Here is a 24,855-nt window from a genome sequence, read left to right as displayed (position 1 = left end):
AACTAAAAATAGGATATTGATATCTTACCAATGATATTTATTTCCTACTAATTAATTCCTCAAACATTATGTTTGAGGAATTATTATAATTAGAAACAATTGCTTCTTATAGTAGAATAATTTTATTATATAGATATTTAAAATTCTTATTTTTAATATATTTTTCTTTGTTATGAAAAAACAAAAATTCTTTTCTATATTTATAAATTCATGTATAATTGTATCGAAAAGGGGGAAGCTTAATGTCATATGCAATAGAAATGCTTAACATAACGAAAGAGTTTCCTGGTATCAAAGCAAATGATAATGTTACCTTGCAAGTTGCACAAGGTGAAATACATGCATTGTTAGGAGAAAATGGTGCCGGAAAATCGACGCTGATGTCTATTTTATTTGGTTTATATCAACCGGATGAAGGACAAATAAAAATTAATGGAGAACCTGTTGAAATTAATGATCCCAACGATGCCAATAAATATAACATTGGTATGGTTCATCAACATTTCAAACTTGTACATAACTTTACAGTACTTGAAAATATTATTTTGGGTATTGAAGAAACAAAGCATACTTTTATTCAAAAAGGTGCGGCAAGAAAAAAAGTTATTGAATTATCTCAAAAGTATAAATTAAATGTTGATCCAGATGCTTTAATTTCGGATATTACTGTAGGGATGCAACAAAGGGTTGAAATTTTGAAAATGTTATTTAGAGATAATAATGTTTTGATTTTTGATGAACCTACTGCGGTATTAACACCTCAAGAAATCGATGAACTAATGATGATTATGAAAGATTTAGCAAAAGAAGGTAAATCTATCATTTTTATTACTCATAAATTAAATGAAATTAAAGCGGTAGCTAATCGTTGTACAATATTAAGAAAAGGTAAATATATTGGTACAGTTGATGTAGCTTCAACATCTGCTGAAAAATTATCAGAATTAATGGTTGGTCGAAAAGTTAACTTTATTGTAGAAAAAGATGAACCTCAAATTGGTGATGCAGTTCTTGAGGTAAAAGATCTATGTTATAAACCAGCTCATTCGTCCAAGAATGTTTTAAATAACGTTTCATTCAATGTACGTCGAGGAGAAATCGTTTGTATTGCGGGAATTGATGGAAATGGACAAACAGAACTTGTTTATGCATTATCAGGTCTTATTAAACATAACAGTGGGCAAATTCTATTAAATGGAGAAGATTTATCTCATGAAAGTATTCGTTCACGTTCTTTAAAAGGAATGGCTCATATTCCAGAAGACCGTCATAAACACGGTTTAGTATTAGATTATAATCTAGCCGAAAACTTTATCTTAAAGAGTTATTTTGATCCAAAATATCAAAATAAAGGTTTTATTAAATTTGATAAGATGTATGAAACAGCTAATAAGTTAATTGAACAATATGATGTTCGTTCTGGTGAAGGTGCAAAATCTATTACGAGAGGAATGTCAGGAGGAAATCAACAAAAAGCAATCATTGCTAGAGAGGTTGAATCTAATTCGGACTTATTAATTGCTGTACAACCAACACGTGGATTAGACGTTGGTGCTATTGAATTTATTCATAAACAACTTGTTAAACAAAGAGATGAAAATAAAGCTGTCTTACTTGTTTCATTAGAATTAGATGAAGTTATGAATGTTTCAGATCGTATTTTAGTAATGTATGAAGGTGAAATCGTTGCTAATTTAGATCCAAAACAAATTGATGAAAAAGAATTAGGACTTTATATGTCAGGAAGTAAACGAGGTGAAGGATATGAAAAATAGTGAGTCAAAACAAAATCTGATAGCTTCTTTACTTGCTATATTAATTGGATTGTTTATAGGATTTATCGTTATTTTAATAGCAAATCCATCTCAAGCTTTTAGAGCAATGGGTATTATGATGTCTGGGGGATTTTATAAAGGATTAAGAAGTACAGGACAAGTTCTTTATTCTGCAATTCCAATTATGATGACTGGGTTATCTGTTGCATTTGCATTTAAATGCGGTAACTTTAATATCGGGACAACTGGTCAATATACAGTTGGTGGCTTTGTGGCATTATTTTTAGCCAATACGCTTTATCAAACTGTACCTGATTCATTATTATGGATCATTTGTTTAATTGCTGCTGGACTTGCTGGAGCAATTTGGGCATTGATTCCCGGAATTTTAAAAGCGTATAGAAATGTTAATATTGTTATTTCAGGTATCATGTTTAACTATATTGGTATGTATCTTGTTATTGAGGGTGTTAAAGCTTTTATTTATGATTCAGCTGGTGCTCGTTCTCAAACATCTAAGATTGCTGTTCCTAAAATGGGATTAAATCATATTTTCCCAGGCTCAGATGTTAATGGTGGTATTATTATTGCTATTGCATTATGTATCGTTGCTTATATTATTTTAAATAAAACAACATTTGGTTATGAATTAAAAGCATGTGGTTATAATCCAGAAGCAAGTCGTTATGCTGGGATGTCTGAAAAGAAAATTGTTATTTTATCAATGGTTATTTCAGGATTTTTCTCAGGTATTGGTGGTGGACTTGTTTATATCGGAGGAACAGGTAGAGCCTTTACAACTGCTGAAGTCACACTTCCAGAAGGATTTAATGGAATTCCAGTTGCATTGTTAGGAATGAACAGTCCACTTGGATGTATTTTAGCGGCATTATTTGTTTCATATATTAATGTTGGTGGAAACTATATGCAAGCATGTAATATTCCAGTTGAAATTATTGATGTCATTTCAGCGGTTATTATTTACTTTAGTTCATTTGCTTTAATGATCCGTTTATATTTACAAAATCATGAAAAGAAAAAACATAAAAAAGAAGTTGCTGTTGAAGGGGGTCAAGAATAATGGATATTATTTTAAATGTCTTAAATCAAACATTAGTCTTTACAGTTCCTCTTTTAGTAGTTGCTTTAGGTGGGATGTTTAGTGAACGAAGTGGTGTTGTTAATATCGCGTTAGAAGGAATCATGATTGGTGGAGCATTCGTGGGGGTTTATTTCATTTATTTAATGCAATCAGCAAACACAACAATGAATCCGCAATTATTATTGATTTTAGCATTAATTGTAGCTGGTATTTTTGGGGCTTTATTAAGTTTACTTCATGCTTTTGCAGCGATTAACTTAAAAGCCGATCAAACAATTTCAGGAACTGCAATTAATATGTTAGCTCCTGGATTGGGTTTATTCTTAGCTAAATTGATTTTCAATGGAAATTCAAGTGTACCTTTTTCAAATACATTTAGAATTCATGAAATTCCTGTCTTATCACAAATTCCAATTTTAGGACCTATCTTATTTAAAGGTGCTTATATTACAACTTATCTTGGAATTGTTATTTTGATTTTATCGGTTATTTTCTTAAATAAAACAAAAGCAGGATTAAGATTACGTGCTTGTGGTGAAAATCCTCAAGCTGCTGATGCTGCAGGTGTAAGTGTTTATAAATATCGTTATATGGGTGTTCTGTTATCTGGTTTTCTAGGTGGTATAGGTGGACTTATTTATATCATCCCAATTTCAACTGTATTTAATAGTGATGTTGGTGGTTATGGATTCTTAGCTCTTGCAATCTTGATTTTTGGTAACTGGCAACCATATCGTATTGCTACTGCTTCATTATTCTTTGGAATTATGAAGACATTAGCATATACTTATACAGCAATTCCATTTTTATCAGCATTAGGTTTCCCAAGTGTTGTTTATAAACTTATTCCTTATGTAGCAACATTGATTTTATTAGCGTTTACTTCTAAAAATTCTGCTGCTCCTAAGGCTTCGGGGATTCCTTATGATAAATCAAAACGTTAAAATATTTGAAAGTATTGTTTCTTAGGAAATAATACTTTTTTATTTTTTTGATTATTTGTGTATAATAGATGAGAATGAAAGGAAATGATTATGGAAAAAGTTTATAAAATGCCAGGGTATGATTTACATTTGATCCCTACAAATAAATTTAAAAATATTACAATTTCATTAAAATTACAAAATACACTAGATGAAAAAACGGTTGCTAAAAGAACATTACTATCTTTTATGTTGACTACGGGTACAGAAAAATATCCCTCAACACAAGAACTTTCTATATATTTAGAAAGCATGTATGGCATGAAATTAGGAGCTAATGTTGTTACTAAAGGTAAGAGTCATATTATTAATATTAATTCAATCTGTATTAATCAAGAATATTTACCTTACAAAGAAGATCTTATTCAACGGCAAATCCAATTGTTAAATGATATTTTCTTTAAACCTAATGCCTCAAAAACAGTTTTTGATCAAACAATGTTTGAAAGAAAGAAAAAAGAATTGGTTGAACGTCTTATTAATAATCAAGATGATAAATTTTATTATAGTTTAGAAAAAATGTTTGAATATATGGGAAAGGGGACATGTTTAGGGATTTCTTCTCATGGAAATATTGAAGATATAAAAAAAATTGAAAATGAAGAATTATTTTCGTATTTTAAGGAATGTATAAAAAATGACCAAAAACATATTTATGTAGTTGGAAATGTAGATGAATCTATTGTTCATGTCTTTGAAAAGTGTTTATCTTTTGAAAAGAATAATTCAATTTTTGAAAGTGTATATTCATTTGAAAAAAATAGAAAAGATTTATTAGAAATCATCGAAAAGCAAGATGTTACACAAGCTAAACTTAATATGGGATATCGTATATCAGTAAATTACAATCACCAAAATCATTATGCTTTTGTAGTATTTAATGCGATTTTTGGTGGAATGAGTCAATCTAAATTATTTAAAGTTGTTAGAGAGAAAAATTCATTATGTTATTATATTTCTTCAAGTTATGATGCTTTTAATGGAGTGATGGTCATTACAGCTGGCATAGAAGGAAAAGATTATCATCAAACCGTTCAATTAATTAAAGAACAATTAAAAGAAATGCAAGATGGTTGCTTTGATCAAGATGATATTGATACTGCAAAATTAATGATTAAAAATTCTATGAAAAAAACAAACGATGAGCCATTAAGTCAAGTTGCCGTTCAATACAATAGAGATATTACGGGAAAAAAAGAAACAAATGAACAATATTTAGAAAAAATTGAAAATGTTACTTATCAAGATATTGTAGATGTTTGTCAAAATATTGAACTTGATACAATATTTTTGTTGAAAGGGAGAAATGAGTAATGGAAAAAATATATTATCAAACTTTAAAAGAAACGTTATTTCATGAGAAATTGGAAAATGGTTTAGAAGTATATTTGTTACCTAAAATTGGTTTTGAAAAAACATATGGTTTATTTTCAACAAGATTTGGATCGATTGATACAACTTTTGTACCTTTAGGACAAAAAGAAATGATAAAAGTCGAAGACGGAATTGCTCATTTTTTAGAACATAAAATGTTTGATATGGAAAATGGGGATGCTGCTGATGAGTTTGCTAAACTTGGGGCAAGTTCAAATGCATTTACATCATCAAGTCGTACGGCCTATTTATTTTCAACGACAACAAATGAAAATGATTGTGTTGAACTTTTACTAGATTTTGTACAAAGTCTAAATATTACAGACGAAAGCGTAGAAAAAGAAAAAGGAATTATTTGTCAAGAAATAAAAATGTATGATGATGACCCAGATTGGCGTGTTTATTTTGGAGCTATTGCCAACTTGTATCATAAACATCCTGTTAAGATTGATATTGCTGGAACTTGTGAAACTGTTAATAATACGTATAAAGATATGTTGGAACTTTGTTATCAAACTTTTTATCATCCACATAATATGATGCTTTTTGTTGTAGGTAATATTAATCCTGAAGAATTAATAGGTGTCATTAAAGAAAATCAAAATAAAAAGCATTTCTTATCTGAAAATGCAATTCAAAGATTAAAAATAGAAGAACCAACATCAGTGGCTGTTAAAGAACAAATTGATACAATGCAAGTTGAAATGAATAAATTGATTGTTTCTATTAAAATTAATGAAATTCTTGATGATCCTCAAGATAAAATTAAAAGAGAATTAGCTTTAAATTTATTATTTGATTTATATTTTTCTAAAAGTTCTTCGTTATATAACGAATGGTTAGAAAAAGGGTATATTAATGAAACATTTAGTGCAAGTTTTACGCAAGAAAGAGATTATGCTTTTATTTTAATGGGTGGAGATCAAGATGATTATGAATTATTGCAAAAGACAATTTTTAATTTTATAGATCATGTTCAAGATTTAGAAATAGCAGAAGATGACTTTGAAAGAATTAAAAGAAAAACAATTGGAAACTTCATCAATAGTTACAATAGTCCAGAAAGTATTGCGAATACTTTTAGCCGTTATTATTTTGAAGGAATTTGTTCATTTGATTTAGTAGATTATGTAAGTAAAATGACATTGGCAGATATAAATGAAGTAAAAAGATACTTTAATAAGGAATATGCTTCAAGCTATATTGTTAAAAAAGATAAATAAAGGGGTATATTTAAAAATAATTTATGGTATAATGTAATGCGACTAGAGAGTGTAAATAAATTTCCTACACATTAGATACGGGAACCTGATCTAAATAATGGTGTTGAAAGCCTATCTTTGAATAGGAATCCTAAAATTATTTAAAGGTGCCCACCTGTACGTAACAGGGATAATCTAAAAGCTCTCTAGTTTTTTATTTAAAAGGAGAAATCAAAATGGCAGCAATAGATCAAAAACTTATAGATAGAATAAATGTTTTAGCTAAAAAGAAAAAAGAAGGTACAATTACTCCTGAAGAATTAAAAGAACAGGATAAATTGAGAAAAGAATATATTAAGCTTTTTAGAGAAGGATTTAAATCTCAATTAAAAGCAATTAAAGTTGTAGATGAAAAAGGAAATGATATAACACCGCTTAAATTAAAACAAGAAAAATTAAAAAATTAAGGAATTCTAGTAGAAGATATTTAATTTTTATAGAAAATGTGTATAATATGTCTTGACTTATTTAAAAATGGGAGAAAATGTAAATGGATATTTCAAATTTATCAATCGCAACAATTAGAAGTTTAGGAATCGATACAATCAATAAAGCAAATTCTGGACATCCAGGAATGGTTCTTGGATCAGCACCTGCTTTATATACATTGTTTAATAAAGAACTAAACATTTATAACAAAGAAGCTGAATGGATTAATAGAGATCGTTTCGTTTTAGCAAGTGGACATGCTTCTGCACTTTTATATAGCATGTTACATTTGACAGGGTTTGATGTTACAATCGATGATCTAAAGAATTTTAGACAATTGAATTCTCGTACACCTGGGCATCCAGAAATTGAAATGACACATGGTGTTGATGCTTCAAGTGGACCATTAGGACAAGGTATTCCAATGGCAGCTGGAATGGCAATGGCTGAAAAATTTTTAGCAAGTCAATATAACAAAGAAAACTTTGATATTATTGATCATTATACATATGTTTTATGTGGTGATGGCGATATGCAAGAAGGAGTTACTTATGAAGCAGCATCTCTTGCAGGTCATTTATCATTAGGTAAATTAATTGTTTTATATGATGCAAATAAGGTTACTTTGGATGGACCTTTATCAATGTCATTTAGTGAAAATGTAAAAAAACGTTATGAAGCTTGTAATTGGCAAGTTTTAGAAGTTAAAGATGGAAATGACATTAATGAAATTCATAAAGCTATTAAAAAAGGTAAAAAAGAACAATTCAAGCCAACTTTAATTATTGTAAATACAGTTATTGGATTTGGTTCAGCAAATCAAGGAACAAATAAAGTTCATGGTGCACCATTAGGTAAAGAAGATGGTAAAAACGCTAAATTATCTTATGGTTTTGATCATGATGAATTCTATGTACCTGAAGAAGTATATGAAGATTTTAAAAAGAAAACAATTAAAAGAGGAAAATCTAAATTTAATAAATGGAATAAATTATTCAATGAGTATAAAGAACAATATCCAACAGAAGCAAAACAATTAGAAGATGCTATTGCTGGTAAATATTCTTTAAACATTGATGAACTTTTAAAGAATTATCCTGTAGGACATAATGACGCTACAAGAAATACTTCATTAGAAGTTATTCAAGAAGTTGCTAAACAAAATCCAACTTTCTTATCGGGAACTGCAGACTTAGCTAGTTCAACAAAAACAAAAATTAAAGATGAAGATGACTTTAGTGTTGAAAATTATAATGGACGTAATTTAGTATTTGGAATTCGTGAGTTTGCAATGGTTGCTATTATGAATGGTATGACATTGCATAAAGGTGTAAAAGTTTCAGCTGGTGGTTTCTTAGTATTCTCTGATTATTTCAAAGCAGCAGTAAGAATGGCTTGTTTAATGAAATTACCAATTATTTTACCATTATCTCATGATTCTATTGCAGTTGGTGAAGATGGGCCAACTCATCAACCAATTGAACAGTTTGCTATGTTAAGATCAATTCCAAATATGCATGTTATTCGTCCAGGAGATGCCGTAGAAATGGCAGCAGCATGGAAATTAGCGATTGAATCAACTGAAAATCCTACAGCACTTATTCTTACAAGACAAAATGTAGAAACAATGGAAAATAGTTCTGTTGAAGGTGTAAGCAAGGGTGCTTATGTTATTGGTAAAGAAGAAAATCATTTAGATGCTATCATTATTGCATCTGGATCAGAAGTTAATTTAGCTATGAAAGCTAAAAAAGTACTTCTTGAAAAAGGTATTGATGTACGTGTTGTATCTATGCCATGTCAAGAATTCTTTGATCAACAAGATGAACAATACAAAGAAGCTGTTTTACCAAATGCAATGCGTAAACGTTTATCAGTAGAAATGGCTAGTTCATTTGGATGGCATAAATATGTTGGTTTAGATGGTATAACAATGTCTATTGATGAATTTGGTAAAAGTGCTCCAGCACAAGATGTTATCCAATCTTATGGATTTACTGTTGATGGAGTTGTAGAAAATATTGAAAAATTATTAAAATAAAGGGAGTACTCCCTTTTTTTTACATTCTTCCCTTGATTGTTATGATACCTTAGTAATAGGTGATTGAGATGAAATATGTTATATATGAATACGAAGAAGGTATAAAACAATTATTTGAAAAGTATCCAAATTTAAAACAATATTTTGATAATCTTACATTAGATAATGATTTTATGAATAAATTTATAAATTGCGTCTATAACAGTGTTGATTATATGAATGAACTTATTTATAAAGAATTGCACAATAGAAAAGAATATCATCGAGTTGGGAAAATGCATATATTTGAAAATGAACTTACACATGAAATAAGTCGTTTATATGTTGAAAATTATAAAATTATTATTGAATCGAAAGATAAAACAAACATATTCTTTGATATTCTCTATCATAATTTAAAAAGTTATGTTATAATAGATGAGAATTTGTAAGGGAGGTATTATCAATGTTATATGCAATTCTTGGATTAATCGTTGGATTAATTGCTGGGTTCTTTGCGTCTCGTTATTTCTTTAAAAAACAATTACAAAAAAATCCACCTATCAATGAAAAAATGATTCGTGCTATGTATATGGAAATGGGAAGAAAACCAAGTGAGGCTCAAATTAAAAGAATCATGGCTTCAGTTAAATCACAATATAAATAAGGGGATACCCTTATTTTTGTTTATATGAAAATATATATTACTAGACATTCCTTAACTGCATGGAACGAAGAAAAAAGACTACAAGGATGGAAAGACTCACCGCTTACTAAGCAAGGGAAAGAAGATGCTTTAAAATTAGGTGAATATATGAAAACAATACATATTGATCAAGTATATTCTTCGCCTTTATTAAGAGCAAAATCTACAGCTAGACTTATTTTTAAAAATGAAAATATTATTGAAGATAGTCGTTTAAAGGAAATGAACTTCGGTGATTATGAAGGAGAATATATTCAAGATTTAAAAAAGAAACATGATTATTTTTGTTTGTGGCATCAACCGCAATTGTCATTTTCTTTGCCAAATGGAGAAACATATGAAGAAGTTGTTTTTCGTTTGAATGATTTTATTTTAGAAAAATATAACGAAGATCCTCAACAAACAATTTTTATAACAATTCATGGTATGTTATTTACAATATTACATGGAATTTTTTTAGATTTACCTGTTGAACGATTAAATGAAGTTAATCAAGAAATTGTAAGAGGATGTTCGCTTTCGTTGTTTGAATTTGATGGAAAAAAACATAAAATAGATTTTATTGGGAAAGATTGTTTTTTAACACCTTTAAAAGAAAAAATTAGTTATAAATAAAAAAGATTAGTTTAACGATCATAAACTAATCTTTTTTACATCCATTGAATTTTTGATTCAGTATGATTTTTAATACGTTTGATATTATCTTTATGTCTATAAACTAATAAGATAACAGCTATAAGCATGCATAATTTTGCTGTTATGGACACCGCTAGAAACGGTGTAATACATAAAACAATCAAAGCAGTAGAAATTGAAGATAAAGATACATATTTTGAAATTTTTAAAACAAGTAAAAATACAACAATAGCAACAACTGCATATAATGGTTCAATACATAAAAAATAACCTAGACTTGTTGAAACAGCTTTCCCTCCTCGAAATTCAGCAAAGATAGGATAACAATGTCCAAAAATACATGCTAATCCAGCGATATATTTAATATCAGGATTTAAATTGAATTTTAAAGATAAATAACTACTTAAATAAAATATAATAACTGCTTTAAGAGCATCTAGTACAATTACAGAAATACCTGCTTTTTTTCCTAAGACTCTGCCAGCATTTGTTCCTCCTAAATTGCCCGAGCCACTTTCTCTAACATCCGTATTATAAAATACTTTTCCAATAACTAGGGCAAAGGGGATAGAACCGTATAAATAACCTAATAGAATCAATAATATTTCATACATTTTTATCACCAAGCTAAATTATACAGTTATCCTATAAAAATGCAATTAAACTTTGAAAAAAAACAAGAGTATTGATATAATAGTTCAAGTATAACAAAAGGAGTGATTATATGGCAAAAAAGAATACATATGATGAGTCAAATATACAGATTCTAGAAGGATTAGAAGCAGTTAGAAAAAGACCTGGTATGTATATTGGATCTACAGATAGTAGAGGATTACATCATTTAGTTTGGGAAATTGTTGATAATGCAATAGATGAAGCTCTTTCTGGATATGGTAATTTAATAGAAGTCACTATTTGTAAAGATAATAGTATTATGGTACAAGATCATGGACGTGGAATGCCAACAGGCATGCATGCTTCAGGAAGGCCAACAACAGAAGTTATTTTGACAATTCTTCATGCAGGGGGTAAATTCTCTGAAGATGGTGGTTATAAGACTTCGGGAGGACTTCATGGAGTAGGTGCTTCTGTTGTTAATGCACTTTCTCATTGGTTAGAAGTGACTGTTTGTAGAGATGGAAAGATTTTTAAGCAACGTTTTGAAGATGGCGGAGAAACAATAGGAAAATTAACAGTTATTGGAAAAACAAAAGAAACGGGAACATTGATTCATTTTTTACCAAATGATCAAATTTTTTCAACAATAGAATTTAATTATAAAACAATTAGTGAAAGACTAATGGAAAGTGCTTTTTTATTAAAAGGCATCAAAATTGTTTTAAAAGATGAAAGAACTGGAAAAATGGATGAATTCCATTTTGAAAATGGATTAGAAGCATTTATTGATTATTTAAATACTAATAAAGATGTACTTCATCCAACAATTTCTATTGAAGGTGAACAAAATGGGATGGAAGTAGATATTGCTTTACAATTTACTTCTGGATATCAAGAAACGACATTATCATTTGTTAACCTTGTAAGAACGGGTGATGGTGGAACACATGAAACAGGTTTTAAATCTGGACTTACAAAAACATTCAATGATTATGCGAGAAAATATGGTCTATTAAAAGAAAAAGATAAAAATTTAGAAGGAAATGATGTACGAGAAGGGCTTTCAGCGATTATTTCCATTAAAGTTCCTGAACATTATTTACAATTTGAAGGGCAAACAAAATCAAAATTAGGAACACCAGAAGCTAGAAATATTGTAGATAGTATCGTATATGAAAAATTATCTTATTTCTTAGAAGAAAATAAAGAAATTGCAGATAATCTTGTTAAAAAAATGATTAAAGCTGCTCAAGTAAGGGATGCAGCAAGAAAAGCAAGAGAAGCAGCAAGAAAAGGAAAAGGTGCAAGACAAGAAAGAATATTAAGTGGGAAATTAGCTCCTGCTCAAACTAAAAACAAAAAGAAAAATGAACTTTATTTAGTCGAAGGGGATTCTGCCGGAGGTAGTGCTAAACAAGGACGAGATAGAAAATATCAAGCAATTTTACCTTTAAGAGGAAAAGTTTTAAATAGTGAAAAAGTATCCTTACAAGATATTTTGAAAAATGAAGAACTTGCGACATTAATCAATACTATTGGTGCTGGATTTGGTGCAGATTTTAAAGTTGAAGATAGTCATTATGATAAAGTTATTATTATGACGGATGCAGATACGGATGGGGCTCATATCCAAATATTATTATTAACTTTCTTCTATCGCTATATGAAAGATTTGATTACAGCAGGGAAAGTTTATATTGCTCTTCCACCTCTTTATAAAGTATCTAAAAAAAGTGGAAAAAAAGAAGAGGTTATTTATTGTTGGGAAGATTATGAACTTGAAGATGCTAAAAAGAAAATTGGCAGAGGATACAATGTTCAACGTTATAAAGGTCTAGGGGAAATGAATGCTTCTCAATTATGGGAAACGACCATGGATCCCGAAACAAGAACCTTGATTCAAGTTTCAATTGATGATGCTGCTGTGGTTGAACGTAATGTGACTGTTTTAATGGGTGATAAAGTTGAGCCAAGACGTGAATGGATTGAACAAAATGTACAATTTACATTAGAAGATAATTATCAAATTTAGGAGGTTTTTATGTCTGATAAAAAAATTGTAATGAATTTAGAAGCAATCATGGGTGATCGCTTTGGAAAATATTCAAAATATATTATTCAAGAACGTGCACTTCCTGATGTACGTGATGGATTAAAACCTGTTCAACGTAGAATTCTTTATTCAATGAATAAAGAAGGAAATACGGCTAATAAACCTTATCGTAAGTCGGCAAAAACGGTAGGGAATGTTATTGGTAATTATCATCCTCATGGTGATACGTCAGTTTATGATGCAATGGTTCGTCTTTCGCAAGAATGGAAAATCAGAGCACCATTAATTGATATGCAAGGAAATAATGGATCAATTGATAATGATCCTGCTGCAGCTATGCGTTATACAGAGGCTAGACTTTCACCAATTGCAAGTGAATTATTAAGAGATTTAGATAAAGATACTGTATTAATGTCTTTAAACTTTGATGATACAGAGTATGAACCAACGGTTTTACCAGCTGCATATCCTAATCTTTTAGTCAATGGATCTACTGGAATATCAGCTGGATATGCAACAGATATTCCACCACATAATTTACAAGAAGTTATTGATGCAACAATTCATCGAATTAAATATCCTCATTGTCATTTAGATAAATTAATGGAATTTATCAAAGGGCCTGATTTTCCTACAGGCGCTATTGTTGAAGGATTAGATGGTATTAAAAAGGCCTTTGAAAAAGGAAAAGGAAAAGTTATTGTTCGAGCAAAAACTGAAATTATTGAAGAAAAAAACATGAATCAAATTGTGGTTACTGAAATTCCTTATGAAGTCAATAAAGCTGAATTAGTAAGAAAAATTGATGAGATTCGTTTTAATAAGAATATTGATGGTATTTTAGAAGTAAGAGATGAATCAGACAGAGAAGGTTTGAGAATTGTTATTGATTTGAAAAAGACTGTAAATGTTCAAAATACTCTCAATTATTTTTATAAAAATACCGATTTACAAAAAAACTATAACTATAATATGGTAGCCATTAAGGATAAAAGACCGGTTTTAATGGGAATTGAAGAAATTCTAGATGGTTATATTGATCACCAAATTGATGTTGTAACACGAGCAAGTTTATATGATTTAAATAAAGCAAATGAACGTTTGCATATTGTTGATGGGTTAATTAAAGCAATTTCTATTTTAGATGATGTTGTTAAAACAATTCGTGCGTCAAAAGATAAAAGCGATGCAAAAAACAATTTAATAAAACAATATGCATTTTCTGAAAAGCAAGCAGAAGCAATTGTGATGCTACAACTTTATCGATTGACTAATACTGATATTGTTTCTTTACAAGAAGAAAAAGCAGAACTTGAAAAACGTGTTCAAAGATTGAATGAAATATTAGAAAGTGATGATGTTTTACGACAAGTCATCATTAAACGTCTTAAAGAAATCAAACAAAAATATCCTATGCCTCGTTTAACACAAATTAAAGAAGAAGTTAGTGAAATTAAAATTGATGAAAAAGCTATGATTATTTCTGAAGATATCTATGTATCTGTTACTAGAGATGGTTATATTAAACGTATTTCACAAAGATCAATGAAAGCAAGTACGAATATTCCATTTGGTAAAAAAGAAGATGATATTCTTATTTCTTTACATCATGCAAATACTTTAAATCATGTATTATTATTTACTAATAAAGGAAATTATTTATTTGTACCAGTTCATAAAATAGAAGAATTTAAATGGAAAGATTTAGGTAAACATGTAAGTTATCTTGTAAAAGTAGGTGCAGATGAAAAAATTATTTCTTCAATTCTTGTTCAAGATTTTAATTTACCTCTTTATGTTTTAATGGCAACAAAAAATGGTCAAATCAAAAGGACGCTTTTAAAAGATTTTGAAGTTTCTAGATATTCAAAAGCAATCACATGCATGAAAGTAAAAGAACAAGATACTATGATTTGTGCTTTACTTACTGATAACCAACAAGGAATATTTATTGTTTCTAAAGCTGGCTATGGTGGATTATATAGTGAACAAGAAGTATCGATTGTTGGTTTAAAAGCTGCAGGTATAAAAGCTCTTAATTTAAAAAATGATTCAATAGCAGCGGTTGATGTGTTTGATCCTTTAGAAAATTATTCAGTATTGATTCTTAGTGAAGACGGTCAAATGAAACGTTTAAAATTGAATGATATACCAGCATGTAAACGTACAACTAAAGGAACAACATTGTATAAAAATTTAAAAACGAAAACTATTTATGTAAAGAATGCATTTGTACTTTCATCTAAAGAAAGTGCTTCTGTCTATACTTCAAAATCTAAAGAGTATACATTTAAGCCAACAGATTTCAATAACGCTTCATTAGAATCAAGATTTTCATCATTTATTAAGTTAGAAAAAGACGAAACTATTTTATGGAGTCAAATAAATCGAGTAATCACAACAAATGATTACAATGTAAAACAAGAAAATCAAAATTTACAAAGTGGTGTTATTGAATTAAAAGAAAGTAAAGAAAAAACTTTATTAGATGATTTTGATATTCAAGAAGTTCCTATTAAAAAAGAAACATCTAATTCAAAAAAGAAAAATACAATTAAATATGAAAAGATTACGTTAGAAGATATTTTAAATGATGATGAATTTTAAAAGAAGGATGATTGATTATCCTTCTTTTTCTTGTAAATAACATTTTAATAATTTAATTAATGCTCTTTTTTCTATTCGAGAAATATAAGAACGTGAAATGTGATACTCTTTAGCAATTTCTTTTTGGGTCATTTTTTTAGATGAATTTAGCCCATAGCGTTTTATTAAAATATCTTTTTCTTTTGAAGTTAATACATCAAAACATTGAATAAGCTTTTGAAGATTATCAGCATCATATATTTGATCTAAAATAGGTTTTTCCTTATTATCAATTAAATCTTCTAAAACAACTTCACTGCCATCTTTATCAACTCCAATTACTTCATTTAAAGAAACTTCTTGATTTATTTTTTTTGCTGATCTTAAATGCATTAGAATTTCATTTTCTATACATTTTGAAGCATAAGTTGCTAATTTTGTTTTTTTATCAATACTGTAACTATCGATGGCTTTAATAAGTCCAATAGTGCCAATTGAAATGAGATCTTCTTGCAAATCTCTATTGTTATTATATTTTTTGGCAATATGGGCAACAAGCCTAAGATTCTTTTCAATAAGTAGATCTCTGGCGGCTTTATCGCCATTACATTTTTTTTGTAAGTAAAATTGTTCTTCTTTGAAAGTGAGTGGTAAATCAAAAGTTTTAGACTTGATATAAGATATAAAGTAAGCATTATTCAATAATGAAAGTAATAAAGAAAATATGTTGATCACCTCATTATAATTAATGCTATTTTTGACAAAAAATGATAAATAAAATTAATATTTCTTTTGCTTAACATTTCTTTAAAAATCAAGTATAATAGAGTACAATTGTTATGTGATAAAGAGAGGTAATTTATGGAAGAGTTAAGATGTTACGGCTGTGGAGCTATTATTCAAAGTGAAGATGAAAAAAAGATTGGTTTTGTTCCTAAAAATGCACTAGATCGAAGTCAAGTATTATGTAAAAGATGTTTTCGTTTAAAAAACTATCATCAATTACAAGCAACAAATTTATCAGATGATGATTTTCTTGAAATTTTGAATAAAATTGGAGAAAAGGATTGTTTAGTTGTTTATCTTGTTGATTTATTTGATTTCAATGGAAGTTTAATTCAAGGATTGGTTCGTCATATTAATTATAATGATGTCATTGTTGTTGGTAATAAGAGGGATATTTTACCTCGTTCAATCAAAGATACGAAAATTATTCATTGGTTGAGAAGGCAACTTAAATTAGAGGGAATTAAACCGTTAGATGTGTTACTTACAAGTGGAAAAAAGAATTATCATTTAGATGAATTAATGCAAATGATTGATCAATATAGAAAAGGTAGAGATGTTTATGTTGTAGGAGTTACTAATGTTGGTAAATCATCTTTAATCAATTCTTTATTGAAAGCCTATAGTGATGTTCAAGATAATTTAATTACAACTAGTGAGTTTCCTGGTACAACATTGGATCTTATTGAAATTCCATTAGATGAAAATTCGTCCATTTATGATAGTCCAGGTATTGTCAATAGACATCAAATAGCACATCTTATTGATGAAAATACATTAAAAGATATTTTACCACAAAGTGAATTACGACCTGTTAATTATCAGTTGAATTGTAAACAAACTTTATATTTTGGTGGATTAGCACGTTTAGATTTTTTAAATGGTTCAAAAACATCAATGACATGTTATTTTCATAGAAGATTGCAAATTCACCGTACAAAATTAGAAAATGCGGATGCTCTTTATAATCGACATAAAACATTAAAACCTGAAGTTGAAGAATTAAAAGATATTCAATCATTTAAAACATATCAATTTAGATTACCTGAAAATAAAGTCGATGTTGTTATTTCAGGATTAGGATTTGTGACAATTCATTGTCCAAATGCATTAATAGAAGTGAAAGCTCCCGAACAAGTTGGAGTCTTTATAAGAGAAGCGTTAATTTAAAGGAGGATATATTATGTTAACTGGAAAACAAAAAAGATTTTTAAGACATGAAGCGCATCATTTAAACGCTATTTTTCAAATTGGAAAAGATGGTTTACATGAAAATCAAATTATTGGAATTGATGAAGCTTTAGAATCAAGAGAACTTATTAAAGTAAAAATTTTAGAAAGTTGTCAACAAGATAAAAATGAAATCGCACAAGAATTATCTTTAAAAACTGATGCTGAAGTTGTTCAAATATTAGGGCGTACAATCATTTTATACCGTGAAAGCGAAAAGGAAATTTATCGTTTACCATGAAAATAGGAATTTTTGGAGGCTCTTTTGATCCTATTCATTTAGGTCATACAAGAATCATTAATGAAGCAATTATATCTCTTCAACTTGATAAGATGTTAATTGTACCTACCAAACACAATCCTTGGAAAGAAGACAGTGTTGCAAATAATCAACAACGTATAGAAATGATTCAAATTGCTCTTAAAGATAATTCAAAATGTGAAGTTTGTACATTAGAAATTGATCGACAAGATAATGAAAAAAATTATACGATAGATACAATTAAAGAATTAAAAAAAATATATAAAAATGATCAGCTCTATTTTATGATGGGAATGGATCAGGCAAGCCAATTTGATAAATGGAAATCTGCTAAAGAAATTAGTGAACTTGTTCAATTAGTAGCTTTTAATCGAAAAGGATATCAAAAAAATGATGTTTTAAATGATTATCATTTTGAATTTATTCAAGCTGATTCAACGGCTGAATCAAGCACTCAATTTAAAGCGGGAAATAAAGAAATCGTTGATCGAAATGTTTATACATATGCATTTCAAAATGGCTTATATTTAGAAAATTTTGTTTCAGGATATATGAGCGAAAAAAGATTTAAGCATACATGTTCTGTTGCAAAACTTGCTAGAGAATTTGCTGTTGCAAATGGAATTGATGGTAAAAAAGCATATATTGCAGGAATGTTGCATGATATTGCCAAAGAAATGGATAAAAAACAAGAAGATGATTTGATGGAAAAGTATTTTAGTAAATATGTTGATAAACCAAGAGCAATTTATCATCAATGGTTATCAACATATTTAGCACAAAAAGATTTTATGATTGAAGATGCTGAAATATTACAAGCAATTCGTCATCACACAACAGCTTCAACAAACATGTCCTTGTTAGATATGTGCGTATATTGTGCAGATAAACTTGATCCTTTAAGAGGGTATGATTCTTCAAAACAAATTGCATTATGTAAGGAAGATATCATAGAAGGTTTTAAAGGAGAACTAAAGAATTTTTATAAATTTTCGAAGAAGAAAAATAGACCTATTGATGAATGTTTTTTTGATGTTTATCAAGTATATTGTAAAGGAGATTTAAATGGATAAATTAAAAACAATTGTAAAAGTATTAGATGAAAAATTAGCAGAGGATATTGTTGTTATTGATATGTCAATTGACAGTCCTATTTGTGATTATTTTGTAATTGCAAGTGCAAGTAACGAAAGATTACTTCTTGCATTAAAAGATCATATTGAAGATGCTTGTGATAAAGAAAGATACTATGTAAAAAATATTGAAGGTAGAAAAAATTGTAAATGGATTTTAATGGATTACGGTGATATTGTTGTTCATTTATTTGATCCAGAAGAAAGAAAAAATTATGGAATTGAAAAACTATGGTCTGATAAGCCATTTGTCCAAGTAGAGGATATTTTATAATGTCGTACGAAGCATTTGCCTATTATTATGATAGTTTAATGGATCAAAATTTTTATAATGATTATATTCAATTTATTAATGAGCATGTAAAAGATTATCAAACTGTATTAGAGCTTGGATGTGGTACAGGAGAAATTGCAATACGTTTGGCTCATTTAGGAAAACAAGTTTGTGCTACAGATATTTCAAAAGATATGTTAGAGGTTGCTAAATACAAATGTATTGATTTTAAAGTGGATGTGATGTTATCACGTATTGATATGTGTGATTTTGCAGTTGATAGTCAATTAGATCTTATTCTTTGTTTATGTGATTCTTTAAATTATGTTATTGATTTAAAAAATGTAAAACAAGTATTTGAAAATACGTATAATGCTTTAAAAAAAGGTGGATCATTTATTTTTGATATTGATTCTATGTATAAAATGGAAACAATTTTAAAAGATTATGATGAAGAAAATGATGAAGATGATTTTTATTTTCATTGGCATGTTGATCGTATCAGTAAAGGATATGTAAAACATAGTGTAGAAATTATTGATAAAGTAGAAAATGATCGAGTTTATGAAGAACATTATCAAAAAACGTATGATGTTGAAACCTATATTGAATTATTAGAAAAAATTGGTTTTAAAAACATTAAGTTATATAGTGATTTTTCTAAATATGATACTGAATGTGAAAGAGTTATATTTGTATGTCAAAAGGGGTGATTTTATGATAGGTATTATTGGAGCAATGGAAGAAGAAGTAAAGGCTTTGTTAGATAAAACAGAAGATATTCATGAAAATAAAATTTTAGATTGTGTTTTTTACGAAGGAAAAATAGATAATAAACAAGTCGTTATCTTACAAGGTGGAATAGGAAAAGTAAATTCTGCTATTTGTGTAACATTATTACTTACAAATTATGACATTGAATATGTTATTAATATTGGTTCTGCTGGTGGTTTAAAGGATTATCAAAATGTTGGTGATGTTGTAATTTCTAGTCATGTAGCATATCATGATGTTGATTTAACAGCTTTTGGGCGTCCTATGGGTGAATTACCAGAACTTCCTGTATTCATTCCTGCAGATGAAAATTTGGTTAATAAAGCAAAAGATATTCTTCATAAAATGAATATTCATGAAAATGTTGGATTAATTGTTTCTGGAGATCAATTTATTGCTCAAGAAGGACAAGTTTCTAAAATAAAAAAAAATTTTCCAAATGCATTATGTTCAGAAATGGAAGCTTCTGCAATAGGACATACTTGTTATAAATTTGGAGTTCCTTTTATTATAACAAGATCTTTATCGGATGTTTATGGTCATGGTGAATCTTCTATGCAATTTGATGAATATTTAAAAATTGCTAGTGAAAATTCGGCTAAATTATGTGTTGAATTAGTAAAAGCCTAAGGAGGTTTTTTATGAAAAAAAGAGAAGATATAGAATTATTAGCTCCTGCAGGGAGCTTTGAAGCATTAGTCGCTGCTGTTCAAAATGGCGCTAATGCTATTTATTTAGGTGGCCAAAAATTTGGGGCACGAGCGTTTGCTCATAATTTTGATTATGCTGCATTAAAAGAGGCTGTAGATTATTGTCATTTAAGAAATGTTAAATTATATGTTACTGTAAATACTCTTTATAATAATGCAGAAATCGATGAAATTTTTGATTATTTAAAATATCTTTACCATATTGGTGTAGATGCTCTTATTATTCAAGATATGGGGCTTTTTTCTCTTATTAAAAATCATTTTCCTGATATAGAGATACATATGTCAACACAAGCAAGTGTTAGAAATATTGAAGGAGTCAAATATTTTGCTAAACAAAATGTAGATCGTGTTGTACTTGCAAGAGAAATGAACATTCGTGAAATTGAAGAAATATGTCATAATTGTTCAATTGATATTGAAGTGTTTGTTCATGGTGCATTATGCATGTCATATTCTGGTCAATGTTTAATGTCATCAATGATTGCTAAAAGAAGTGGGAATAAAGGCGAATGTGGTCAACCGTGTAGATTGCCGTATTCTTTATTAGAAGATAATAAAATAATCAAAAAACAAAAATACTTATTATCACCAATGGATCTATGTACAATTGAAAAAGTACCTAAACTTATTGATGCGGGTATTAAATCATTTAAAATAGAAGGACGTATGAAAAGACCTGAATATGTTGGTGAAGTCGTAAAAGCATATCGTCAAGCTATAGATTATTATTTTGATCAAAAAAATTACACGCCTGATATTTTACAGATGAAAAAAGTATTTAATAGGGGATTTACACAGGGATTTCTATTTCAAGATTATCTTAATCTAGCACAAGATATACCTGGAAACCAAGGCATCAAAATTGGTAAAATGATTAATTATTCTAAAAAAAGAAAAATGCTGGATATTAAGTTATCAGATACCCTTTATCAAAATGATCGTATTTATTTTCCTAAAAATGATTTTACACGTACAATTACTAAATTATATAAAAATAATCGATTAGTTAATACTGCATATCAAGGTGATCTTGTTTCTATTGAAATGGACCAGTTATTGGATTTTCAAGATATTTATAAGGTTGTTGATGCAAAAATTGTTGAAGAAAATAGTAAATATATAAAAAATGAACATATTAAATTACCAATTCAAATGAAAGTTTTTGGGTTAATTGGTTTACCATTACAATTAACAGTGATTTATAAAAATAAAAAAATTAGTGTTAAAAGCGATCAATACATTGAAAAAGCACAAAACGTACCTTTAACAAATGAAAGAATAAAAGAACAATTATCTAAATTAGGAAATACAATTTTTTATTTAGAAAAATGTTCAATACGTTTTCCAAATGATGGAATTGTTTCCATTAAAGAATTAAATAATTTAAGAAGAGTGGCTATTGATGAACTTGAAAAAGAAATGTTAGATATGTCTTTTAGAAAGATGAATGATTTAGAACAATTTAATTGCCTTTCTAAAAAAAGAGAAGATCATAAGAAAATAGCAATTCAAGTATCTGATATTTCTCAACTTGAACAGCTTGATTTGCATGGTGTTGAGCAAGTATTTGTCCCTTTTTACCAATATCAAGCGCAATGCGATAAATATATACCTTATGTGCCATTTTTATATGATGAACAAGATTTTATTGAATTTTTAAATAGTGTTTATTATCAAAAGTGTCAATCAATTCAAGTGAATGATTTTGGTGCATTGAATCTTGTTAATGATAAAAATATAGTCTTAGGATATCATATGAATATTACAAATAATAAAGCAATTCAAGAATTCGATTTACCATTTGTTGTTTCTTATGAAGCATCGAAAAATGATATACAATCTTTTAAAACAAATCAGGACATTTATTTTACAGCTTACTCACAAATTATTAATATGAATTTAAAACATTGTATTATTTCAAATCATTATTTTTCTAGAAAACAAAAAGGCTGTCATTTGTGTAAACAACATCAATATTGTTTAAAAGATAGAAAAGAAATGAATTTTAAAATAGTAACAGATCAATACTGTAACAATTATGTTTTACATACGCATCGTTTTTACTTTGATAAAATCAATGATCTAAATGTGGATTATATTTTATTGAATTTTTTAGATGAAACATCTCAAGAAATTCAAATAATTGTTAATGATTATCTTAATATTACAAAACATTTATTATCTAAAAATAAGAATAATTATGATATTTTTCAAGGATATTTTACAAAATAAAAATAATTTTTATTAAATGTTTTTTTTAAAAATAATAATTAAAAAAAATATAATTGAATGTCTTTAATGAAAATGCTAAAATTTTTATATGGGAGGATTATTGTATGGCGATTGATACTGAATTAGCAAAAAGATTACGTTCATATCGTAATTTTAAACATTTAACACAAAAAGATGTTGCTGCGCATTTAAATGTTCCTCATTCTGCAATTTCCGATATAGAAAATGGTAAAAGAGACATTACTGTTAGCGAGTTAAAAGTGTTTTCAAATTTATATGGTAGAAGTGTAGAAGAAATTATGAGCGGGAAAAAATATGACTATTATAATATTGCCAATATCGCTCGTTTACTTACTGAACTTCCTGATGATGATTTAAAAGAAATCATGTTTATTATTGAATATAAAAGAAAAAGAAATGAAGAACGTCATTTGAAATAATATTATTTTTGACAAGCAAAACGTTTAAATTCATTCAAAATATCTTGATCTTTATCAATTAAAGATTGGGGTATTTTTTTTTGTGTTCTTGAGTCAAAAAAATCAACATGAAGTTTATCATCAACAGATACAATAGCATAGCTTCCACATTGAGATTGCCCTCTATTAAACATAATACTACCAGGATTAATAAATATTTTATTCTTATATATTTCATAATGTGGGACATGTGTATGTCCATGAAAACAAATATGAATATCCGCTTTGTTCATGTACTCAACTAAATAATCATACCCTGCATAAACATTAAATTTATGGCCATGTGTAATTAATATATTGCCTAATGCTGTTGGTAATGTTGCAGTTAAAGGAAAAAAACCTTGATCATGATTTCCATCTACAATAGCAGCAAATTCTTTTATAAATGGAGAATTTCTATCAAAACAACTATCTCCACAATGTATTTTTAGATCGCATTTTACATTTTCTAAAACTTTTTTTAATTCATCATCATAGCCATGGCTATCGCTTACCAAAAGTATCTTCATAAAAAACCTCCATTATATCAATATAAATTATTATAGTCTAATTTTAATAAAAAATCTATTTCAAATCTATTTTCTGAAATGGAAAAAAAGAGCGGAAAGGGTTTACATTTAAAGGGATAATTGATAAAATATATATAGGTTATAAATGAGAAGGAGTGTTAAAAATGAAACAAATTTTATTAGTTTGTTCAGCTGGTATGTCTACTAGTTTATTAGTAACTAAAATGGAAGGTGCTGCTAAAGATGCTGGATATGATGCAAAAATTTTCGCATTACCATTTTCTGATGCACCAAGAGTTTTAGAAGACGTTGATGTTATCTTACTTGGCCCACAAGTTAGATTCCAAAAATCTGCTATTGAAAAATTAGCTGCTGGACGTAAAAAAGGACCAATTCCTGTTGAAGTAATTGATATGAGAGATTATGGAACAATGAATGGTAAAGCTGTTTTTGAAATGGCTAAAAAATTAATTGGTGATTAATCACATAAAATAGTAAAAATTGGGGTTAACCCTTTAAAAAATTAGTTAAGGAAGGTATTTATTATTATGAAAAAAATTATGTTAGTTTGTGCTGCTGGTATGTCTACTAGTTTATTAGTAACTAAAATGGAAAAAGCTGCTGCAGCAATGGGTGATGAAGTTGAAATCTTCGCCTTACCAATTTCTGAAGGAGAAAAACGTGTTGGTGATGTAGATTGTATTTTACTTGGCCCACAAGTTAGATTCCAAAAAAATACTATTGAAAAAGCTATGGAAGCTGCTGGTGTAAGCAAACCATGTGACGTAATCGATATGAAAGATTATGGAATGATGAATGGTGAAGCTGTTTATAAAAAAGCTAAAGCTATGATGGGTGAATAATTCACTAGAGACGACTGTTAAACAGTCGTTTTTTATTTTAGTCTTTTTTAATTTTT

Annotated in this window: 25 protein-coding genes and 1 other RNA gene; 23 read left to right on the top strand and 3 right to left on the bottom strand. The window is 28.3% G+C overall.

From position 1 onward, the window contains the following. The first annotated feature begins 242 nt into the window (after positions 1-242). The 11 genes from LJD32_RS04880 (at position 243) to LJD32_RS04830 (ending at position 10,266) form a co-directional block, all read left to right on the top strand. Entirely contained in the window at positions 243-1,775 is a 1,533-nt protein-coding gene (locus LJD32_RS04880; protein WP_227392180.1) for an ABC transporter ATP-binding protein, read from the top strand. Then, entirely contained in the window at positions 1,765-2,856 is a 1,092-nt protein-coding gene (locus LJD32_RS04875; RefSeq protein ID WP_032090037.1) for an ABC transporter permease, read from the top strand. The genes LJD32_RS04880 and LJD32_RS04875 overlap by 11 nt, the downstream gene beginning before the upstream one ends. Beyond that, the gene (locus tag LJD32_RS04870) at positions 2,856-3,821 is read left to right on the top strand and encodes an ABC transporter permease (RefSeq protein ID WP_147580271.1); all 966 of its coding nucleotides are present in this window, start codon (positions 2,856-2,858) and stop codon (positions 3,819-3,821) included. Before LJD32_RS04875 ends, LJD32_RS04870 begins: the two co-directional genes overlap by 1 nt. 90 nt (positions 3,822-3,911) lie before the next feature. Next, a complete protein-coding gene (gene yfmF, locus LJD32_RS04865; protein WP_147580270.1) occupies positions 3,912-5,174 on the top strand; it encodes an EF-P 5-aminopentanol modification-associated protein YfmF in 1,263 nt (420 codons plus the stop codon). Then, a complete protein-coding gene (gene yfmH / locus LJD32_RS04860) occupies positions 5,174-6,457 on the top strand; it encodes an EF-P 5-aminopentanol modification-associated protein YfmH (protein WP_119363363.1) in 1,284 nt (427 codons plus the stop codon). Before yfmF ends, yfmH begins: the two co-directional genes overlap by 1 nt. Before the next feature lie 36 nt (positions 6,458-6,493). Next, a non-coding RNA gene (gene ssrS, locus LJD32_RS04855) (6S RNA) lies at positions 6,494-6,653 on the top strand. Between the two features lie 19 nt (positions 6,654-6,672). Then, positions 6,673-6,903: a DUF896 domain-containing protein gene (locus LJD32_RS04850; RefSeq protein ID WP_022001281.1), complete on the top strand. Its 231-nt coding sequence runs from the start codon at positions 6,673-6,675 to the stop codon at positions 6,901-6,903. A gap of 83 nt (positions 6,904-6,986) precedes the next feature. Next, entirely contained in the window at positions 6,987-8,966 is a 1,980-nt protein-coding gene (gene tkt, locus LJD32_RS04845) for a transketolase (protein WP_227392179.1), read from the top strand. Positions 8,967-9,034: 68 nt separating this feature from the next. Next, the gene (locus tag LJD32_RS04840) at positions 9,035-9,397 is read left to right on the top strand and encodes a sporulation inhibitor of replication protein SirA (protein ID WP_022001279.1); all 363 of its coding nucleotides are present in this window, start codon (positions 9,035-9,037) and stop codon (positions 9,395-9,397) included. 14 nt (positions 9,398-9,411) lie between these two features. Then, positions 9,412-9,612, top strand: a complete 201-nt coding sequence (locus tag LJD32_RS04835; RefSeq protein WP_022001278.1) for a YneF family protein — start codon at positions 9,412-9,414, stop codon at positions 9,610-9,612. Positions 9,613-9,636: 24 nt separating this feature from the next. After that, the gene (locus LJD32_RS04830; RefSeq protein ID WP_117792905.1) at positions 9,637-10,266 is read left to right on the top strand and encodes a histidine phosphatase family protein; all 630 of its coding nucleotides are present in this window, start codon (positions 9,637-9,639) and stop codon (positions 10,264-10,266) included. A gap of 35 nt (positions 10,267-10,301) precedes the next feature. On the opposite strand, the gene plsY is transcribed toward LJD32_RS04830, so the two are convergent. After that, positions 10,302-10,901, bottom strand: coding sequence for a glycerol-3-phosphate 1-O-acyltransferase PlsY (gene plsY, locus LJD32_RS04825; protein ID WP_147580268.1), 600 nt, complete (start codon positions 10,899-10,901; stop codon positions 10,302-10,304). A 110-nt stretch (positions 10,902-11,011) separates the two neighbouring features. On the opposite strand from plsY, the gene parE reads away from it, so the two are divergent. Together parE and parC are read left to right on the top strand one after the other, a co-directional pair. Continuing rightward, entirely contained in the window at positions 11,012-12,937 is a 1,926-nt protein-coding gene (parE, locus tag LJD32_RS04820) for a DNA topoisomerase IV subunit B (RefSeq protein ID WP_022001275.1), read from the top strand. A 9-nt stretch (positions 12,938-12,946) separates the two neighbouring features. Continuing rightward, positions 12,947-15,565 (top strand): DNA topoisomerase IV subunit A, encoded by a 2,619-nt coding sequence (parC, locus tag LJD32_RS04815; protein WP_175300890.1) that lies wholly within the window; start codon positions 12,947-12,949, stop codon positions 15,563-15,565. A 15-nt stretch (positions 15,566-15,580) separates the two neighbouring features. Here parC and sigK read toward each other — a convergent pair whose 3' ends face one another. Further along, a complete protein-coding gene (sigK, locus tag LJD32_RS04810; RefSeq protein WP_107029510.1) occupies positions 15,581-16,270 on the bottom strand; it encodes an RNA polymerase sporulation sigma factor SigK in 690 nt (229 codons plus the stop codon). Positions 16,271-16,405: 135 nt separating this feature from the next. Between sigK and yqeH the strand changes: the two genes are divergently transcribed. From yqeH to LJD32_RS04770, 8 genes are all read left to right on the top strand, one after another. Further along, positions 16,406-17,500 (top strand): ribosome biogenesis GTPase YqeH, encoded by a 1,095-nt coding sequence (gene yqeH / locus LJD32_RS04805; RefSeq protein ID WP_032090046.1) that lies wholly within the window; start codon positions 16,406-16,408, stop codon positions 17,498-17,500. Between the two features lie 13 nt (positions 17,501-17,513). Next, positions 17,514-17,801, top strand: a complete 288-nt coding sequence (gene yhbY / locus LJD32_RS04800; RefSeq protein ID WP_022001271.1) for a ribosome assembly RNA-binding protein YhbY — start codon at positions 17,514-17,516, stop codon at positions 17,799-17,801. Next, positions 17,798-18,895 carry a nicotinate-nucleotide adenylyltransferase gene (locus LJD32_RS04795; protein ID WP_117346907.1) on the top strand — a complete coding sequence of 366 codons (1,098 nt, stop codon included), beginning with the start codon at positions 17,798-17,800 and terminating at the stop codon, positions 18,893-18,895. The genes yhbY and LJD32_RS04795 overlap by 4 nt, the downstream gene beginning before the upstream one ends. Further along, a complete protein-coding gene (gene rsfS / locus LJD32_RS04790; protein ID WP_022001269.1) occupies positions 18,888-19,229 on the top strand; it encodes a ribosome silencing factor in 342 nt (113 codons plus the stop codon). Before LJD32_RS04795 ends, rsfS begins: the two co-directional genes overlap by 8 nt. Beyond that, on the top strand, positions 19,229-19,942 hold the full coding sequence (locus tag LJD32_RS04785) for a class I SAM-dependent DNA methyltransferase (RefSeq protein ID WP_119363369.1): 714 nt from the start codon (positions 19,229-19,231) through the stop codon (positions 19,940-19,942). The genes rsfS and LJD32_RS04785 overlap by 1 nt, the downstream gene beginning before the upstream one ends. 4 nt (positions 19,943-19,946) lie before the next feature. Continuing rightward, a complete protein-coding gene (locus LJD32_RS04780) occupies positions 19,947-20,633 on the top strand; it encodes a 5'-methylthioadenosine/adenosylhomocysteine nucleosidase (RefSeq protein ID WP_227392178.1) in 687 nt (228 codons plus the stop codon). Positions 20,634-20,644: 11 nt separating this feature from the next. Next, positions 20,645-22,948, top strand: coding sequence for a peptidase U32 family protein (locus tag LJD32_RS04775; RefSeq protein WP_227392177.1), 2,304 nt, complete (start codon positions 20,645-20,647; stop codon positions 22,946-22,948). A 104-nt stretch (positions 22,949-23,052) separates the two neighbouring features. After that, positions 23,053-23,388 carry a helix-turn-helix domain-containing protein gene (locus tag LJD32_RS04770; RefSeq protein ID WP_022001265.1) on the top strand — a complete coding sequence of 112 codons (336 nt, stop codon included), beginning with the start codon at positions 23,053-23,055 and terminating at the stop codon, positions 23,386-23,388. Positions 23,389-23,390: 2 nt separating this feature from the next. Here the strand turns inward: LJD32_RS04770 and LJD32_RS04765 are convergent, their stop codons facing one another. Then, a complete protein-coding gene (locus LJD32_RS04765) occupies positions 23,391-23,936 on the bottom strand; it encodes a metallophosphoesterase family protein (RefSeq protein WP_227392176.1) in 546 nt (181 codons plus the stop codon). Positions 23,937-24,100: 164 nt separating this feature from the next. Here LJD32_RS04765 and LJD32_RS04760 point away from each other — a divergent pair, with 164 nt between their 5' ends. Continuing rightward, positions 24,101-24,418, top strand: coding sequence for a PTS sugar transporter subunit IIB (locus LJD32_RS04760; RefSeq protein ID WP_022000846.1), 318 nt, complete (start codon positions 24,101-24,103; stop codon positions 24,416-24,418). Positions 24,419-24,484: 66 nt separating this feature from the next. Beyond that, positions 24,485-24,799, top strand: a complete 315-nt coding sequence (locus LJD32_RS04755; RefSeq protein ID WP_022000845.1) for a PTS sugar transporter subunit IIB — start codon at positions 24,485-24,487, stop codon at positions 24,797-24,799. Positions 24,800-24,855 lie beyond the last annotated feature (56 nt).

Source organism: Faecalibacillus sp. TM498, from assembly GCF_020589955.1.
In the GTDB taxonomy this organism is placed as follows: Bacteria; Bacillota_I; Bacilli_A; order Erysipelotrichales; family Coprobacillaceae; genus Faecalibacillus; species Faecalibacillus intestinalis.
Note: the sequence above shows the minus strand (reverse complement) of the source record. Positions and strands in the feature narration are given on the sequence as shown.

Excerpts from the sequence above, each read along its gene's own strand:
- parE (WP_022001275.1), top strand. The coding sequence starts at position 11,012 with ATGGCAAAAAAGAATACATATGATGAGTCAAATATACAGATTCTAGAA.
- LJD32_RS04755 (WP_022000845.1), top strand. The coding sequence starts at position 24,485 with ATGAAAAAAATTATGTTAGTTTGTGCTGCTGGTATGTCTACTAGTTTA.
- LJD32_RS04830 (WP_117792905.1), top strand. The coding sequence starts at position 9,637 with ATGAAAATATATATTACTAGACATTCCTTAACTGCATGGAACGAAGAA.
- LJD32_RS04775 (WP_227392177.1), top strand. The coding sequence starts at position 20,645 with ATGAAAAAAAGAGAAGATATAGAATTATTAGCTCCTGCAGGGAGCTTT.
- yqeH (WP_032090046.1), top strand. The coding sequence starts at position 16,406 with ATGGAAGAGTTAAGATGTTACGGCTGTGGAGCTATTATTCAAAGTGAA.
- yfmF (WP_147580270.1), top strand. The coding sequence starts at position 3,912 with ATGGAAAAAGTTTATAAAATGCCAGGGTATGATTTACATTTGATCCCT.
- LJD32_RS04785 (WP_119363369.1), top strand. The coding sequence starts at position 19,229 with ATGTCGTACGAAGCATTTGCCTATTATTATGATAGTTTAATGGATCAA.
- LJD32_RS04870 (WP_147580271.1), top strand. The coding sequence starts at position 2,856 with ATGGATATTATTTTAAATGTCTTAAATCAAACATTAGTCTTTACAGTT.
- LJD32_RS04780 (WP_227392178.1), top strand. The coding sequence starts at position 19,947 with ATGATAGGTATTATTGGAGCAATGGAAGAAGAAGTAAAGGCTTTGTTA.
- rsfS (WP_022001269.1), top strand. The coding sequence starts at position 18,888 with ATGGATAAATTAAAAACAATTGTAAAAGTATTAGATGAAAAATTAGCA.
- LJD32_RS04840 (WP_022001279.1), top strand. The coding sequence starts at position 9,035 with ATGAAATATGTTATATATGAATACGAAGAAGGTATAAAACAATTATTT.
- tkt (WP_227392179.1), top strand. The coding sequence starts at position 6,987 with ATGGATATTTCAAATTTATCAATCGCAACAATTAGAAGTTTAGGAATC.
- LJD32_RS04770 (WP_022001265.1), top strand. The coding sequence starts at position 23,053 with ATGGCGATTGATACTGAATTAGCAAAAAGATTACGTTCATATCGTAAT.
- LJD32_RS04850 (WP_022001281.1), top strand. The coding sequence starts at position 6,673 with ATGGCAGCAATAGATCAAAAACTTATAGATAGAATAAATGTTTTAGCT.
- yfmH (WP_119363363.1), top strand. The coding sequence starts at position 5,174 with ATGGAAAAAATATATTATCAAACTTTAAAAGAAACGTTATTTCATGAG.
- LJD32_RS04765 (WP_227392176.1), bottom strand. The coding sequence starts at position 23,936 with ATGAAGATACTTTTGGTAAGCGATAGCCATGGCTATGATGATGAATTA.
- LJD32_RS04880 (WP_227392180.1), top strand. The coding sequence starts at position 243 with ATGTCATATGCAATAGAAATGCTTAACATAACGAAAGAGTTTCCTGGT.
- plsY (WP_147580268.1), bottom strand. The coding sequence starts at position 10,901 with ATGTATGAAATATTATTGATTCTATTAGGTTATTTATACGGTTCTATC.
- yhbY (WP_022001271.1), top strand. The coding sequence starts at position 17,514 with ATGTTAACTGGAAAACAAAAAAGATTTTTAAGACATGAAGCGCATCAT.
- LJD32_RS04795 (WP_117346907.1), top strand. The coding sequence starts at position 17,798 with ATGAAAATAGGAATTTTTGGAGGCTCTTTTGATCCTATTCATTTAGGT.
- LJD32_RS04835 (WP_022001278.1), top strand. The coding sequence starts at position 9,412 with ATGTTATATGCAATTCTTGGATTAATCGTTGGATTAATTGCTGGGTTC.
- LJD32_RS04875 (WP_032090037.1), top strand. The coding sequence starts at position 1,765 with ATGAAAAATAGTGAGTCAAAACAAAATCTGATAGCTTCTTTACTTGCT.
- LJD32_RS04760 (WP_022000846.1), top strand. The coding sequence starts at position 24,101 with ATGAAACAAATTTTATTAGTTTGTTCAGCTGGTATGTCTACTAGTTTA.
- parC (WP_175300890.1), top strand. The coding sequence starts at position 12,947 with ATGTCTGATAAAAAAATTGTAATGAATTTAGAAGCAATCATGGGTGAT.